Annotated in this window: 11 protein-coding genes; 4 read left to right on the top strand and 7 right to left on the bottom strand. The window is 60.1% G+C overall.

All coding sequences use genetic code 11. The features are described from left to right. Nucleotides 1-4: 4 nt before the first annotated feature. The 6 genes from ACYJRZ_RS17800 to ACYJRZ_RS17775 form a co-directional block, all read right to left on the bottom strand. Complete coding sequence (locus ACYJRZ_RS17800) at nt 5-883, bottom strand: ABC transporter permease (protein ID WP_459461079.1); 879 nt, start codon at nt 881-883, stop codon at nt 5-7. Next, nucleotides 880-1,827 (bottom strand): ABC transporter permease, encoded by a 948-nt coding sequence (locus tag ACYJRZ_RS17795; protein WP_459461077.1) that lies wholly within the window; start codon nt 1,825-1,827, stop codon nt 880-882. Before ACYJRZ_RS17795 ends, ACYJRZ_RS17800 begins: the two co-directional genes overlap by 4 nt. A gap of 70 nt (nt 1,828-1,897) precedes the next feature. Then, a complete protein-coding gene (locus tag ACYJRZ_RS17790) occupies nt 1,898-3,406 on the bottom strand; it encodes an ABC transporter substrate-binding protein (RefSeq protein ID WP_459461075.1) in 1,509 nt (502 codons plus the stop codon). Nucleotides 3,407-3,490: 84 nt separating this feature from the next. Further along, complete coding sequence (locus ACYJRZ_RS17785) at nt 3,491-4,228, bottom strand: FadR/GntR family transcriptional regulator (RefSeq protein ID WP_459461073.1); 738 nt, start codon at nt 4,226-4,228, stop codon at nt 3,491-3,493. A gap of 191 nt (nt 4,229-4,419) precedes the next feature. Continuing rightward, entirely contained in the window at nt 4,420-5,862 is a 1,443-nt protein-coding gene (locus tag ACYJRZ_RS17780; protein WP_459461071.1) for a M81 family metallopeptidase, read from the bottom strand. 10 nt (nt 5,863-5,872) lie between these two features. Beyond that, nucleotides 5,873-7,003 carry an ROK family transcriptional regulator gene (locus tag ACYJRZ_RS17775; protein WP_459461069.1) on the bottom strand — a complete coding sequence of 377 codons (1,131 nt, stop codon included), beginning with the start codon at nt 7,001-7,003 and terminating at the stop codon, nt 5,873-5,875. A gap of 379 nt (nt 7,004-7,382) precedes the next feature. Between ACYJRZ_RS17775 and ACYJRZ_RS17770 the strand changes: the two genes are divergently transcribed. Then, the gene (locus ACYJRZ_RS17770) at nt 7,383-8,891 is read left to right on the top strand and encodes an MDR family MFS transporter (RefSeq protein ID WP_459461067.1); all 1,509 of its coding nucleotides are present in this window, start codon (nt 7,383-7,385) and stop codon (nt 8,889-8,891) included. Nucleotides 8,892-8,916: 25 nt separating this feature from the next. On the opposite strand, the gene ACYJRZ_RS17765 is transcribed toward ACYJRZ_RS17770, so the two are convergent. Continuing rightward, nucleotides 8,917-9,690, bottom strand: coding sequence for a FadR/GntR family transcriptional regulator (locus tag ACYJRZ_RS17765; RefSeq protein ID WP_459461065.1), 774 nt, complete (start codon nt 9,688-9,690; stop codon nt 8,917-8,919). A 438-nt stretch (nt 9,691-10,128) separates the two neighbouring features. On the opposite strand from ACYJRZ_RS17765, the gene ACYJRZ_RS17760 reads away from it, so the two are divergent. The 3 genes from ACYJRZ_RS17760 (at nt 10,129) to ACYJRZ_RS17750 (ending at nt 14,974) form a co-directional block, all read left to right on the top strand. Further along, a complete protein-coding gene (locus ACYJRZ_RS17760) occupies nt 10,129-11,592 on the top strand; it encodes a DHA2 family efflux MFS transporter permease subunit (protein WP_459461063.1) in 1,464 nt (487 codons plus the stop codon). Between the two features lie 420 nt (nt 11,593-12,012). Continuing rightward, on the top strand, nt 12,013-13,059 hold the full coding sequence (locus tag ACYJRZ_RS17755; protein WP_459461061.1) for an NAD(P)-dependent alcohol dehydrogenase: 1,047 nt from the start codon (nt 12,013-12,015) through the stop codon (nt 13,057-13,059). Nucleotides 13,060-13,231: 172 nt separating this feature from the next. After that, the gene (locus ACYJRZ_RS17750; RefSeq protein ID WP_459461059.1) at nt 13,232-14,974 is read left to right on the top strand and encodes a cation:proton antiporter domain-containing protein; all 1,743 of its coding nucleotides are present in this window, start codon (nt 13,232-13,234) and stop codon (nt 14,972-14,974) included.

Raw genomic sequence — 14,974 nt, 5'->3', positions numbered from 1 at the left:
TTATTCATGCCTCGCGCGGGTCGAGCGCATCGCGCAGGCCGTCGCCGAGGAGATTGAAGCCGATCACGACGAGAAAAATGGCGGCACCTGGCCACATGGCCATCCAGGGCGCCTGTTCGAGATAGTTCTTGGCGACATTGAGCATCGAGCCCCAGCTTGGGGCAGGCGGCTGCTGGCCGAGGCCGAGGAAGGAGAGGCTGGCCTCGGCGATGATGGCGGTCGCGATGGTGAGTGTTGCCTGCACGAGGATCGGAGGAAAGACGTTCGGCAGGATATAACGGGTGATGATGCTGGTATGGCGCAGGCCGATCGATCGGGCGCCCTCGACATAATCCTCGGTCTTGACTGCCAGCACCTGGCCGCGCGTCAGCCGCACGAAGACTGGCGTTGCCGACAGCCCGATCGCGATCATCGCATTGGTGAGGCTCGGGCCGAGGAAGGCGGCAAGCGCAATGGCGGTAATGAGGAACGGCATCGCCAGGAAGGCCTCGGTGACGCGCGAGATGATCTGATCGATCCAACCGCCATAGTAGCCCGAGATCAGGCCCAAAGGCACTCCGATCGCAACGGCGATGGCAACCGAGAAGACGCCGGCCATCAAGGACGCCCGCGCCCCCCATATCATGCGGGAGAGAATGTCCCGGCCGAGATCGTCGGTACCGAGCCAGTGCGCTGCCGATGGCGCCTTGCGGATTGCCGACCAGCTGGTAGCGACCGAATCCGGGATGGGCAGGAGCGGTGCCAGCGCGGCGAGTACGGTAAAGAACAAGATGATCGCAAGCCCGACCAGTGCCCCTTTGTTGGCTCGCAGCTTGCGCCAGGCACGGTTAGGAGCGCGTTTGACAGAAGAGGTTGCCGTGGTCGCTTGGACGATTGTGCTCATAGGGCCGCCTTCATGCGCGGATTGAGGACGACATAGAGAATATCGGCAATGAGGTTCATTGCGATGAAGCCGACGGCGGTGCATAGCACCACGCCCTGGACGACGGCGTAGTCCCGGTTGAATACCGCATCGACAATCAGCTTGCCGAAGCCGGGGATGGTGAAGATTTGCTCGGTCAGAACGGCACCGGCCAGGAGTTCTCCGAACAGCAGGGCGCTGACGGTGACAACCGGCAGGATGGCGTTGCGGAAACTATGCTGCAGGACGACGGCGGTTTCCGGCAGGCCTTTGGCGCGGGCTGTGCGGATATAGTCGGCGCTGAGCACGCTCAGCATCGATGAGCGCGTGTGACGCATCAAGGTGGCAGCAAGCGCATTGCCAAGCACGAAGGATGGCATCAGCATGGTCTGGATCGAATGCCATGGGTCAGAGAAGAAGGGCTGGTAGCCGGATGCGGGAAGCCAATGCAGCTTCACCGAGACCAGCAGGATCAACATAATGCCAAGCCAGAAGTTCGGCACGGACAGGCCGCACAGGGCGACGATATTGGCGAGAAAGTCGATGATGGTATTCTTCTTCACCGCCGCCAAGATGCCCATGGGAATCCCGATCGCAAAAGCGAAGATCATCGACATGACGGCGAGCTGAATGGTGACCGGTAGCTTTTCGGCGACGAGCGTCAGGACGGGTTGATCGGTGCGCAGCGAAACGCCAAGATCGCCCTTGGCGACGCCCTGCAGCCAATAGCCATATTGATAGATGACCGGCTCGTTCAAGCGATATTTCTCGCGCAGCAGCTCGAGCACCTGCGGGTCGCGCTCCTCGCCTGCCATGGCCAGCACAGGATCGCCGGGCAGAAGCTTCTGCAGCGAGAATACGAAGATCGAAATGATCAGCAGCGTCGGTATGGCGACGAGCAGCCTCTTTCCGATATAGCTATACATGGGCAGATCCTTGCCGCGATGTCGAATGTGAAAGCGCCATGCGGGAAGGAGCCCGCATGGCTTTGGTCGCTCAGCTGTTCTTCTTCACGCCGGCGAGACGGATCATGCCATCCGGGGAGGGCACGAAGCCGGATACCTTCTTGTTGTAGGCCCAGATCCAGGCCTGATGCCCGAGGAAGATGATCGGCAGATCTTGGCTGAGAATCGCCTCGGCTGCATCGTACTTCTGCTTGCGCACGGCATTGTCCTGCGACTGGCGCGCCTCAAGTAGCAGCTTGTCGACCTCAGGATTGCTGTATTTGGAATCGTTGAGACCGGCGCCTGTCGTCACGAACTGCTGGATGTTGCCGTCCGGATCGGAGCGGCCGGACCAGTCGGAGCGGCTGAGCTGGTAATTGCCGCTCGACTGCGCGTCGAGGAGGGTCGCGAATTCGGTCGTCTTCAGCGTCACATCAAAACCGGCTTCGGCAACCATCGACTGGATGATCTGCATCATCTGCATCGAAACCGGATTGTTGGCGACGGCGAGCTCGACCGGGATGCGGTCGAAGCCGGCTTCCTTGACCAGCGCCTTGGCCTTGTCGACGTCGCGGGCGGGTACCGGAATATCTTTGTCGAACCAGGGGCTGTTCGGTGCGAACGGCTGATTGCCGGCAAGTCCGGTGCCATCGAAGACGATCTGCATGGCGGCTTCGCGGTCGATTGCCAGCGAGAAGGCCTGGCGCAGGCGCTTGTCCTTGCCCATCGGATTGTCGGCGCGCGCGCCGTTGCCGACATTGGCGTAGACGCCGAGCCAGCCGGTGCCGATAGCATCGGCATAGACGAGATTGGGATCGCCCTTAACCGTGCCCGCATCGGAGGCGGCTACGCGCTCGATCATATCGAGATCGCCGGAACGCAGGTTTGCGAGGCGCACCGTCGTGTCGGGGATCGGCAGATAGGTAACCTTATCGATGAAGATATTGTCCTTGTTCCAGTAATCCTGGAATTTCTCCAGCACGATGCGGTCCTGCTGCACGCGCTCGACGAATTTGAACGGGCCGGAGCAGACGGGATGATCGCCGAATTTGGCACCAGCAGCCTTTGCCGCTGTCGGCGAAACCATCATGCCGGAACGGTCGGAAAGCTGGGCAAGCAGCGTGACGTCAGGCGCCTTTAGGGTGAAGGTGGCTTCGTATTCGCCGGATGCTTCGACCTTGCTGACAGAGGAAAGCTCGCTCTTGCGGCGTGATTCCGGCATAGTTTGATAGCGCTGGATGTTGTCGACGACGGCTTGCGCATTGAACGGTGTGCCGTCCTGGAATTTCACCCCCTGGCGCAACTCCATGACGAGCTGCTTGCCATCCGCGGACCATTTCCAGGATGTGGCGAGCTGCGGCACGAACTTCAGGTCCGGTGTTACATCGACGAGCTTGTCGCAGAGCGCGGTATAAACGATGCGGCCGACGAAGGTGCGGGATTGCGCGGGGTCCAGCGCATCGGCATCGTCCTGCAGGCCGATCTTGAGCTCCACGGCGAAGGCAGGCAGCGCGATCAGGGCGCCGGCGGCAAGCGATGCCATGAATTTGGCGATCTTCATTCTGTTCTCCTGTTTATCGTTTTCGTTCTTTGCGGTTTCGACCGGTTTCCTCTCCGGTCGCGGCGAGTCAGGCCGGCTTTTGGGTCAGCCCACCTCCTCGGTCAGTGGCTCCTCTGCTTGCCGCGCATCCAGCGAGGTGATGCGGATCAGGCTCTCCTGCAGCATCAGCAGATGTTCGCGCATGGCTTCGGCCGCCTTCATCGGGTTGCGCGCTGCAATCGCGTCGATAATCGTCCTATGTTGGGCGTAGGAGACCGGGCGGGTCTTGTTGACGCTGCGGGCCAATTCGCGAATGGTTTGCCAGGCTTCATCCTGACGGACATGATTGATGACGTCGAAAATCGTCAGGAAGAACTGGTTGCCGGCGCTTTGTGCGATCAGCCGGTGCAATGCGCCATCCCAAAGCTCGCGGCTGTCGGCATCGTCGCTAGCGGTGATCTTCTTTGCCAGTTCATACATGCGGTCGATGTCGTCGGTCTTGGCGCGCATGGCGGCGAGCTGGGCGAGTTGCGGCTCGATACGCAGGCGGACTTCCATGACTTCCATCAGATCTGTGCCCGCCACAAGCGTGCTGACATGCTGGCTCCAATCGTCCGGTCGCTGCCCGACATAGGTTCCAGAGCCTTGGCGCCGCCAGACGCGGCCTTCCGCTTCCAGCACTTCTAATGCCCGCCGGATCGCGCGTCGGCTGACACCCAGTGTCTCCGATAGAGCTCGCTCGGTCGGCAGCTTTCCATCGGCTGGGAGATCGGCCGAATTCAACAGCCCACGGAGCCTTTCCAGGGCATGGACCGAATTTTCCGGAAGGCTGTTGATTGCCATATTGAAAGGTGAACCAATTTGAAATTGGTTCAATAGAAGTTGAACTCGATCGTCTCGTCAAGCGCTTTTTTGTGCAATTTCGGCAATGCACAATGTTTGTGCGCAATGCAGAAAGGCGACCCGCAAAAACGAGTCGCGTTCTTGAGATGACGAATCAACAATGCCCACCCTTGCGGTTCGGGACGGGAGCTTCAGCGACCGACGGCGCGCGCAGAAATCGCCGTCTCGGGCGTGAAGTCGAAATCCTTGTCGAAGGGATAGGTCGGCTTCGTCTTACGCAGGCGCGGCAGGCGTTCGACGAACTGGTCGACGACGCCGGGCGACAACGCCATCAGGTTTGGGTTGGCAATCGGTGCTAGCTCGGGCGAGAGGTAGCCGGATTTGACGACGATGATCTTCGCTTTATGCGGATCAAGGCCGAGGCGGGTGAAATCGGCGATATTATGATAGGGGCGACGCTTGGCCGACAGGACGAGGTCGATGCCGCCGATTGAGACGACGGCCTGCATGTCGGTCGCTTCTTTAGTCTCCAGCAGATGTTTGACGGTGAAGTTGCCTTGTACCGGCTTGCTGCCATTGGTGTCGAGCGATGCGCCGACCGAGAGAGCGAGGGTGGCGCCGAGGCCAGCGGCGTAGCAGGCTTCCGTGGCAGCTTTGTCGGCGATGCCGGCGAAGATGACGCCTTCTGCACCCTTGGCAATTAGTTCCGCCAGCACATCGGCCCGGTCACCGACGCCGCCGCCGGTCGGATTATCGCCGGATTCCGCCAGAACCACGGGCGCGGTCGTGCTGGCGATTGCCTTCGCGACGCATTCCTCGATCGAGCCGGTCTCCGAGCCGAAAACGAAATCCTTACGAACGTCCCAATAGGCCTGCGCCAGGCGTTTTGCTTCCCGCTCAAGCACGGCGCGATCCGTGCCGGTCATGATAGCGGCAGCCGTTGCGCGCGGCTCATCGGCCCAGACGTAGCCGACCATGAGCGAGGCATCCCAGACGCCCTCGATGGCGTCAATATCGGGCAGCCTATCGTAAAGGCTCTTGGCCGGTTCATCGACTGTACTGGTGCGCTCGCCCGGCAGCACCACGGGGACCGGCGCCCAGAGCAGGATCGGCTTCACGCCTGTCTTCAGGCTTTCCGTCAGCATCTTGACGGCGCGGCGCATGGTTTCCTCGACATCGATATGCGGCGCGGTGCGATAGGTGGAGTACATGTCGAGCGCATCGATGATGCGCTGGGTGACATTGCCGTGCAGGTCGTAGCTTGCCGAGACCATGCAATCCTCACCGACGACGGCGCGAGCCGCGCTGATCCAGTCGCCTTCGGCATCTTCCATGCCTTCGACATACATGGCGCCATGCATGGCGAGATAGAGTCCATCGAGCGGCAGTAGGGCCTTCAGGCCTTCCAGGAATTCTGTCTTGAAGGCTTCGTATGTATGACGGGCGACCGGGCCGCCGGCGATGGCTCTGGCATGAATAGTTGGCAGGAATTCACCGTCGTAATCCCTAAGGAAGGCGAAATAGGGCGAGGCAGTCAGCGCCGCGCCGCGCAGGATGCGAAAATCTTGCTCTTCGTTCAGGACCGGGTTGTAGGTGCTGCATTCGATATGAATGCCTCCAACGGCAATGCGCATGAGAACCTCGTTAGGGATTGGGGCCAATCAGGAAATTATGGGCGGCAATGCTGGCCGCCCCTCGCGCCCAGACATCGCTATCGACGCGCTGCGTGCGGATCGGCGTTTGGCCGGCATAGCGCGGCAATACATTCGCTTCGACCGCCTGCCGCATGACAGTGCCGAAGAGGCCATCGAACCGGCCTTCGACATGGGTGATCAGGATCAGGCCGGGATCGTTGAACTGGATGAGATGCGCAATCGCAAGCCCAAGCGCGCTGCCGGCGCGATGCAAGATGCGGATCGCGGCGGCATTGCCGGCTGACGCCTCCGTCTCCAGCCCTTCAAGAGTTTGGCAGGCGAGACCCTCTATCTTTGCCGCCTCCTTGATCGCCTTCAGTGAGGCCACGGTATCGAGACAGCCGCGCTTGCCGCAGCGGCAGGGCGAACCATTGGGCTCGATGGTGCAATGAGCGATCTCGCCGGCGCCGCCATGATTGCCGCGGTAGAGTTTGCCGCCGACGAAATGGGCGCAGCCGATACCATCATCAAACGAGACGACGCTGAAATTCTGCGCGTCGCGGGCGCAGCCGAATAGTTTCTCACTGACGGCGATCGCCTTGGCGTCATTCTCGATAAAGGTATCAATGCCGGTCTTTTGCCTGATGATGCCGGCGAGTGGAACGTCCTGCCAGCCAAGCAGGGTAGATTTGATGCAGCTTGCCTGCTTTTCGTCGACGAAGCCGGAAAGCGCGATGCCGAGGCCGGAGAGCTTCAGGTCGGCATCCTTGCATTCCGCAAGCAGTTTCGGCAACGTGTCGGCAATCATCTCGGCGATGACATCAGGATCGCGCGACAGCGGCATGCTCTGGCGAGCGAGGATATTGCCGTTGAAATCGCTGAGCACCAGCGATGCAGGGTCTTCAAGCAGCGAGACGCCGCCGAAGAAGGCGCCCTCCGGATTAAGGTCGAGCAGGATCGACGGACGGCCCTGACCGTAGATCGCCTCCGTCTCCCGCAAAATGCCAAGAGAGATCAGATCGCGCGCAATCCCACTCATCGCAGCCTTGCTCAGCCCCATGGAGGCTGCCAGAGCCATGCGGGTGGCTGGGCCCGATTGACCGATGATCCGCAAAAGCTGCTGCTGGGAGGAGGTTAGCAATCTGGCGTCCCGCTTGAATTCTCCAGTGAGGATAGTAAGTTCAGAAAGTGAACAAAGCAAGCGCACTTGGTTCTGATGAAGATCTAAGATGACTACATCGATACGGAGCTTGAGAAGCGAGCAATTACGCGGTTCCGTTTTTCGAAAGCCACCAGCCTAAGTCTCGGCTGAGGACGATCTGGCGGAAAATGTTCGCGTTTAAATGGTTGACATCAACCGGCAGCAATATGCAAAGCTTATTATAACGATTCAGCCGGCATTCGCCCGCCAATCGTCTCGTCCCAACGCTTTGATCCCGCAAACTAAGCGCTCGACCATAGCCGTTATGGCGGCATTTGCATGTTTCGATCCCGGGTGCAGCAGCTCAGAAAGGAATGCCATGTCCAGCACGGTCGATCGTTCGAGACGCCCGTTGGTCATCGTCTCCATCATGCTGGCGACCTTCATGGTGGCCATCGAAGCGACCATCGTCGCAACCGCCATGCCGCGCATCGTCGGGCAGCTCGGCGGCTTCACCTATTATAGCTGGGTGTTTTCGGCCTTTCTGCTGGCGCAATCCACCACCACCGTCATCTATGGCAAGCTCTCCGATATTTTCGGCCGCAAGCCGGTGCTGATCGGCGGCATCATCATCTTTCTCATAGGCTCGACACTGGCCGGTTTCGCCTGGTCGATGGCGTCTCTTATCGTCTTCCGGCTGCTGCAAGGCCTCGGAGCTGGTGCCATCCAGCCTGTCACGATGACCGTCGTCGGCGATCTCTACAAGCTGGAGGAGCGCGCCAAAGTGCAAGGCGCGCTCGCCAGCGTCTGGGCGATCTCCGCCGTTATCGGCCCGCTTGCCGGCGGCATCATCGTCAACAATTTCTCCTGGGCTTGGATTTTCTGGATCAACCTGCCGCTTGGCGCACTCGCCATCGCCGGGTTCATCCTCTTCCTGCACGAGTCGGTTACGCCACGCGAGGCGAAGATCGATTATCTCGGCACAGTCCTGTTTTCGATATCGATCGTGTCGCTGCTCGTCATCCTGACGGAGACGGATGCGGGTTTCGCCGTTCTCTGTCCCCTGGCGATCGTCTTTGTCGTCACCGGTGTTCTCTTCCTGTGGCAGGAACGGCGGGCGCCGGAGCCGATCATATCGATCGCTCTCTGGAGCCAGCGGCTGATCGCAACCAGCAATGCCGCCACCCTGCTTGCCGGCATGGCCCTGATCGGTTTGACGACGGTCCTGCCTATCTACGTCCAAGGTGTCCTTGGTCGTTCGCCACTGGAGGCGGGCTTTACACTGACGATGTTGATCGTCGGCTGGCCGCTTGCTGTCATGCTGGCGAGCCGGTTCTTCCGCACCTTCGGCATCCGCAACACACTGCGTTCCGGCAGCCTGATGTTTCCCTTCGGCTCGTTTTTCCTGCTGTTGCTGACGCCGGAGAGCAGTCCGGTGATTGCTGGCATCGGCTCATTTCTGATGGGCTTCGGCATGGGGCTCATCAGCCTTACGAGCGTGGTATTGGTGCAGGAAAGCGTCGAATGGTCGATGCGCGGCAGCGCCACGGCATCGATCATCTTCTCGCGCAGCCTCGGCAACACGCTTGGCGCAACGGCGCTGGGCGCGATCATGAATGTCGGTATCGCGCATTACGGCAGCGGTGAGCTGGCCACCAGACTGCACGACATCCTCAACCAGCCGACCGGCCTTGCCGATCTCGTCGGCGATCCTGCGATAAGGGGTGTCTTCGACGCGGCGCTGCATTGGAGCTTCTGGGGTGTCGTCATCGTTGCCCTGACGACCTGTGTGACCGTCTGGCTCATCCCGGTCGCGCGGGACGCCGGACGCGGATCGGCGGCGCCCAAGGCCGACACACAGGAAGCAATCACCCATCAGCAAGGGTAGAGCAGTCGGACGGTAGTCTTGATCGTCAGAAGCCGTAGTCGCGGGCGAGCCAGGCTTCCAGCAGGTTTCGCGATGCCTTGATTGCGGCGTCAGTGTTCTGCGAGACAATGGCGTCGAGGATCGCTTTGTGAAGGGGCAGGGCGCGCTTTTGTCCTTCGGCTATGTCCTCATGACCCGAAAGCGTGCGGTTGGCGTAGATCCCGACGGCGATCAGATCGATCAGCTGCGAATAGACCATGTTGTGCGTAGCGGCGAAGATCGCCGTATGAAAACGCAGGTCGGCATCGGCATTGCTGTTGACGTCGCCGATGGTGGACGCCATCTCCTCGTAGGCGGAACTGATCGCAGCAATGTCGCTCTCGGTGCGGCGCAGCGCAGCGCGCGCCGTCGCCTCCGGCTCAAGCGCCAATCGCAGGTCCTTGATCGATCGCATGATTTCAACGGACGGACCGGTCTCGTAATACCAGACCATCACATCCGTATCGAGATGATGCCAGTTGGAGCGCTCCTTGACGCGCGTGCCGACGCGGGTCTTGATTTCCACCAATCCCTTGCCGGCAAGGCATTTCATCGCTTCGCGGATAACGGTGCGGCTGATACCGAATTGCTCGACCAGATCCGGCTCGTTCGGCAGCGTCGTGCCGACCGGATAGTCTCCGCCGACAATGCGGCGGCCGAGTTCATGAACGAAATAGCCGAAGACGCCGCGCCGCGGGATCGTACCATATTTTCGCACAAAGGCATCGAAGGGCGACTGCGTTACGATCAGTTTCGATTCCGGGGTAGCCCTGGAGGTCATTGCGTCCTGGCCATGTTTCATTATGCGGGGCTCTCGTTCCTTATTGTTGCGCCGTTGGTAAGAGCAATCGTCAGCCTATGTCGATGCGAGGGCTCCTTGCCGCCATCTTGGCTGGCTTGGGGCTGTCCTAGAGTGTTGTGGTATCGATCCCCTTGTTCTTCCCGCGGCGTTTTCCGAGAAAACCCTAGCATGTCTCCCATGTACATGCCTACTGGCTCCGAATTGACCGATCTGTTCACCGATTTAAACAGGTTTCCGCATCTAGGCTCGACCTATCGAGATCGGCGGCGATATCGGCACGGAGATCAAGTTGCGTACCATCCGCTAAGCGAAACGTGATCATTTCCTCGATTGATAGGACGATTTCGACCTATCGTAAACGTTGCCGAACCGGTTAAATGCAGGCGGGATGCGAGGCGGATTCGGAGTTGCTGATCGATGAATGACATGTCCACACCTGGGCAGAGGGAGGAGGTGCGGGAGGCGGGCTCGCGTTCGCTGTTGATCGCGCTGCTCGTGGCCGGTGCCTTCTTCATGGAAAACCTCGACGGCACGGTTATCGCGACCGCATTGCCGCAGATGGCCGTTTCCTTCGGCGCCCGCCCGGTCGATCTCAATATCGGCATGAGTGCCTATCTGCTGACGCTTGGCGTCTTCATCCCGATCAGCGGCTGGATCAGCGACCGCTTCGGCGCGCGACTGGTCTTCACGACGGCTGTCGTCGTCTTCACGCTTGCCTCCGTCCTCTGCGGTTTTGCCAATGGCGTCGGCTCCTTTGTTGCCATGCGCATTCTGCAGGGCATCGGCGGGGCTATGATGGTGCCGGTGGGCCGGCTTGTCGTCTTGAACAATACGCCGAAGGACAAGCTGATCTCGGCCATTGCGACGATCACCTGGCCGGCGCTGGTGGCACCGATCCTCGGGCCTCCGCTCGGCGGATTCATCACCGACCATGCGAGCTGGCGCTGGATTTTCTTCCTCAACCTGCCGCTTGGGATATTGGCCTTCGTCTTCGCGCTGATGCTTATTCCGGAAACGAAAAGCACAGCGCGCCCGCCTTTCGATTGGATCGGCTTCGTCATCAGCGGCATCGGGCTTGCGAGCCTGATGTATGGGCTGGAACTGATCGGGCGTCCCGATCCCGTCTGGCTAGAGGCTTGGGCCTATGTGATCGCCGGCTTTGTCTTGCTGGCCATCGCCGCTTTTCATTTTCTCCGGACCGAGCATCCACTCATCGATCTCTCGGGGCTGAAGCTGCCGACGTTTGCCATCACCATCTCGGGCGGATCGCTGTTCCGCACCGCCATCGGCGCCGTCCCCTTCCTATTGCCTCTGATGTTCCAGGTCGGCTTCGGGCTCAGCGCCTTTCACGCCGGCATGCTGACGCTTGCCGTCTTTGCCGGCAATCTGGCGATGAAACCAGCAACGACGCCCATTCTGCGTCGCTTCGGTTTCAAGCCGGTGCTGATCGTCAACGGTCTGTTGAATGCCATCTTCATTGCCGCCTGTGCGCTGTTTTCGCCCGATACGCCGCTCTGGTTCATCGTCCCGGTGCTGTTCATCGGCGGCATGTGTCGGTCGATGCATTTTACCGCGCTCAATACGATCGCCTTCGCCGATATTCCCTCGGGACAGATGACGGGTGCCAACACGCTGTTCAGTACCGTCTTTCAGCTGACAATGGGCATGGGCATCGCCATTGGCGCCATCGGCATTCGTATCGGCCAGGCCATCAGCGCGCCGTTAGGCGTCGACGGTGTCGTCGCCATCGAGTTCCGTCTAGCCTTCGTGCTGCTTGGCATCATCGCGCTTCTGGCCGTGCTGGATTGTTTGCCGCTTGACCATAAGGCGGGCGACAACGTCTCGCGCAAGCCAAAGCGGGGCGCATCGAAAGCGGCGTAGGTAGGTCTTTTCAAAGCGGTTAATATGGGAGTTGGATGAGGTTATAATGCAGCAATATCGCTGGAATCGCCATCAGAACGATCAGAAGCATCGCGATGCTTGCCGCGCGCATCATCTTCCTCCGGCGGGCGCGCTGACCTGTCCAATCATACACTGTCATAATGAGCCCCTCCTTCTCATTAGCTATTAGAAAGACAAGAAATGGAACGTCAGTCAATATCGGCAATAGCGAGCTAAATAATAAGCAGTTCCGAATATTTCGAAGGCGAAGCGGATATCGATAGGTGGAAGAGGGCCGTCGAACTTCATCTGAAGAGTTGAAGGATCGTTTTATGATGCCGGCTGAGACGATATAACCAACAACGATTTCGTGCCCGCGTCAGCGGGGACAACGGCGGCTTTGGAAAGAGGAAAAAGGCAATGAGCAAGATGCGCGCCCTGGTTTTGGAACGTCAGCATGAACTGGCGATCCGCGATATCGATCTGCCGCAGGAGGTCGGGCCAGATCAGGTCAAGATCAAGATCCACACGGTCGGCGTCTGCGGGTCGGATGTGCACTATTACACGCACGGCAAGATCGGTCCCTTTATCGTCAACGAACCGATGGTGCTCGGGCACGAAGCGGCAGGAACGGTAGTGGAGGTCGGCGCAGGCGTAACGCATCTGAAGATCGGCGACCGGGTCTGCATGGAGCCGGGCATTCCCGACGCCAATTCCAAGGCCAGCCGTCTCGGCATGTACAATGTCGATCCGGCCGTCACCTTCTGGGCAACGCCACCCATTCATGGCGTGCTGACGCCTTTCGTCGTGCATCCGGCCAACTACACCTTCAAGCTGCCCGATAATGTCAGCTTTGCGGAAGGGGCGATGGTCGAGCCCTTCGCCGTCGGTATGCAGGCGGCCACCAAGGCGCGCATTACGCCCGGTGACACCGCCGTCGTACTTGGTGCCGGGCCGATCGGCATCATGGTTGCGGTTGCAGCCCTTGCCGGTGGCTGCGCGCGTGCCATCGTCGCCGATCTCGCCCAGCCGAAACTCGATATCGCCGCGCAGTATCAGGGTGTCATTCCGGTCAATATCCGCGAGAGGAACCTCTTCGAGGAAGTCGATCGCCTGACCGAGGGCTGGGGTGCGGATGTTATCTTCGAATGCTCGGGCTCGCCGAAGGCCTGGGAAACGGTTATGGCGCTGCCGCGTCCCGGCGGTGTGATCGTCGCCGTCGGCCTGCCGGTCAATCCGGTCGGCTTCGATGTTTCCACGGCGTCGACCAAGGAGATCCGCATCGAAACGGTCTTCCGTTATGCACATCAGTATGAGCGTTCGATCGCGCTGATCGCCTCCGGCCGCGTCGATCTGAAGCCCTTGATCTCCGAGACATTTGACTTCGAGGATTCCATCAAGGCTTTCGACCGCGCCGTTGAAGCCCGACCGACGGACGTCAAATTGCAGATTGTCCTCGACCAATAGGCGCTCGCTGTCCCATCGCCTTGCCTCAGCTCCTCTTCTGGCTTCACGCAGCGGCAAGGCGATGTTTTCCTTTAGGTTTCATATCTCCCGTAGACGGCCTGGCAAAAGCGATGCTAGGTAGCCTTCCACAGAGGGAAAAAGGCTTTAACGCCGTGAAACGGGAAGGATCGCCGTGCCGCACGACGTTGCATTGATCGCATTGATTGCCGCGGGCTTTGTGTTCGCGGCTATTTTTGGTTATCTGGCCGACAGGCTGCATCTGCCGCCGCTGGTCGGTTATCTGGTGGCTGGCGTCATCATTGGTTCCTCCACGCCAGGTTTCGTCGCCGATGTTTCGCTGGCATCGCAACTGGCGGAGATCGGCGTTATCCTGCTGATGTTCGGCGTCGGCCTGCATTTTTCTGCTGCGGATTTATTGGCGGTGCGCGGCGTCGCCATTCCCGGCGCCATCGGTCAGATTGCAATCGCGACGCTGCTCGGTGTGGGCTTGACGTCGCTATGGGGCTGGAGCGTCGGCGCCGGCGTCGTCTTTGGTCTCAGCCTTGCGGTTGCCAGTACGGTCGTGCTGTTGAAAGCGCTGGAAGAGCGCAATCTCGTGAGTTCGACGAATGGCCGTGTCGCCGTCGGCTGGCTGATCGTGGAAGATCTGGCCATGGTGCTTGCGCTCGTGCTCTTGCCGGCCTTCGCCAGTGTTCTGGGCGGTCATGCGGATGCCGGCGGCCATGCCGCTTCCGGTTCGATCTGGCTGACGATCGGCATGACGCTGCTCAAGGTCGCAGCCTTTGCGGCTGTCGCGGTCTTCATCGGCCCGCGTGTGGTGCCATGGCTCCTGACTTCGGTTGCGCGCACGGGTTCGCGCGAACTATTCACGCTGTCGGTTCTGGCGATCGCGCTCGGCATCGCCTTTGGCGCGGCAGAAATCTTCGGTGTTTCCTTTGCGCTGGGCGCCTTCTTTGCCGGCCTCGTGATGAGTGAATCGCATCTCAGCCACAGGGCGGCCGCCGACTCCCTGCCATTGCAGAATGCTTTCTCGGTTCTGTTTTTCGTGTCCGTCGGCATGCTTTTCGATCCGTCGGTTTTGATCCGCGAACCGCTGATGATTATCGGCGTGCTTGCGCTGATCATGCTCGGCAAGGCATTGATCGCTTTCTGTGTTGTACTGCTCTTGCGCTATCCAGCCAGCATCGGCTTTGCGGTTGCGGCTGGTCTCGCGCAGATCGGCGAATTCTCCTTCATTCTCGCGGGGCTAGGCGTCTCGCTCGGGCTGCTGACGCGGGAAGGACAGGATCTGATTCTTGCCGGTGCGATCCTGTCGATCACCCTCAATCCGCTCGCTTTCTACGCCACGGAAAAGCTGCAGAACTGGGCCTTCGCCCGCTGGCCGTTCCTGGCGAACAAATACGGCATGGCAAAGCAGGAGGCTCTTCGCCGTCAGTTGGCCGTCATCAACAAGCAGCGCGAGGAGCGGGATCGCCAGCATCATCTCGAGATCGAGCAGCTCATCGAAACCTTCCCGATGTTTGCCGAACTTGATGATAATGAGCACGAGGAACTTCTGCTGCTCTTCCGTCCGAGGTCGGCTTCGCCCGGCGACCGGGTGATCAGAACCGGCGATCGCGGCGACAGCATGTTCTTCATTGCTTCCGGCGCGGTCGAGGTGCAGCTGGAGAATGACGAAATCCGGCTCGGCGCCGGCGCCTTTTTCGGCGAAATGGCGCTCTTGACGGGCGCGCGCCGCACGGCCGATGTCGTCGCCGTCGATTTCTGTCAGCTCTTCGTGCTGGACCGCCGGGACTTCAATCTGTTCATGTCGCGGCATCCGCAATTGCGTGCCGCCGTCAGCCGCATGGCGCGAGAGCGGCAGGAAAGCAACGTGTCGCGCCAGCGGCGCGACCTCTCCCAGGATGCGGGTTGA

Source organism: Rhizobium sp. No.120 (genome assembly GCF_054558365.1).
This window is presented reverse-complemented; position numbering and strand designations above follow the sequence as displayed.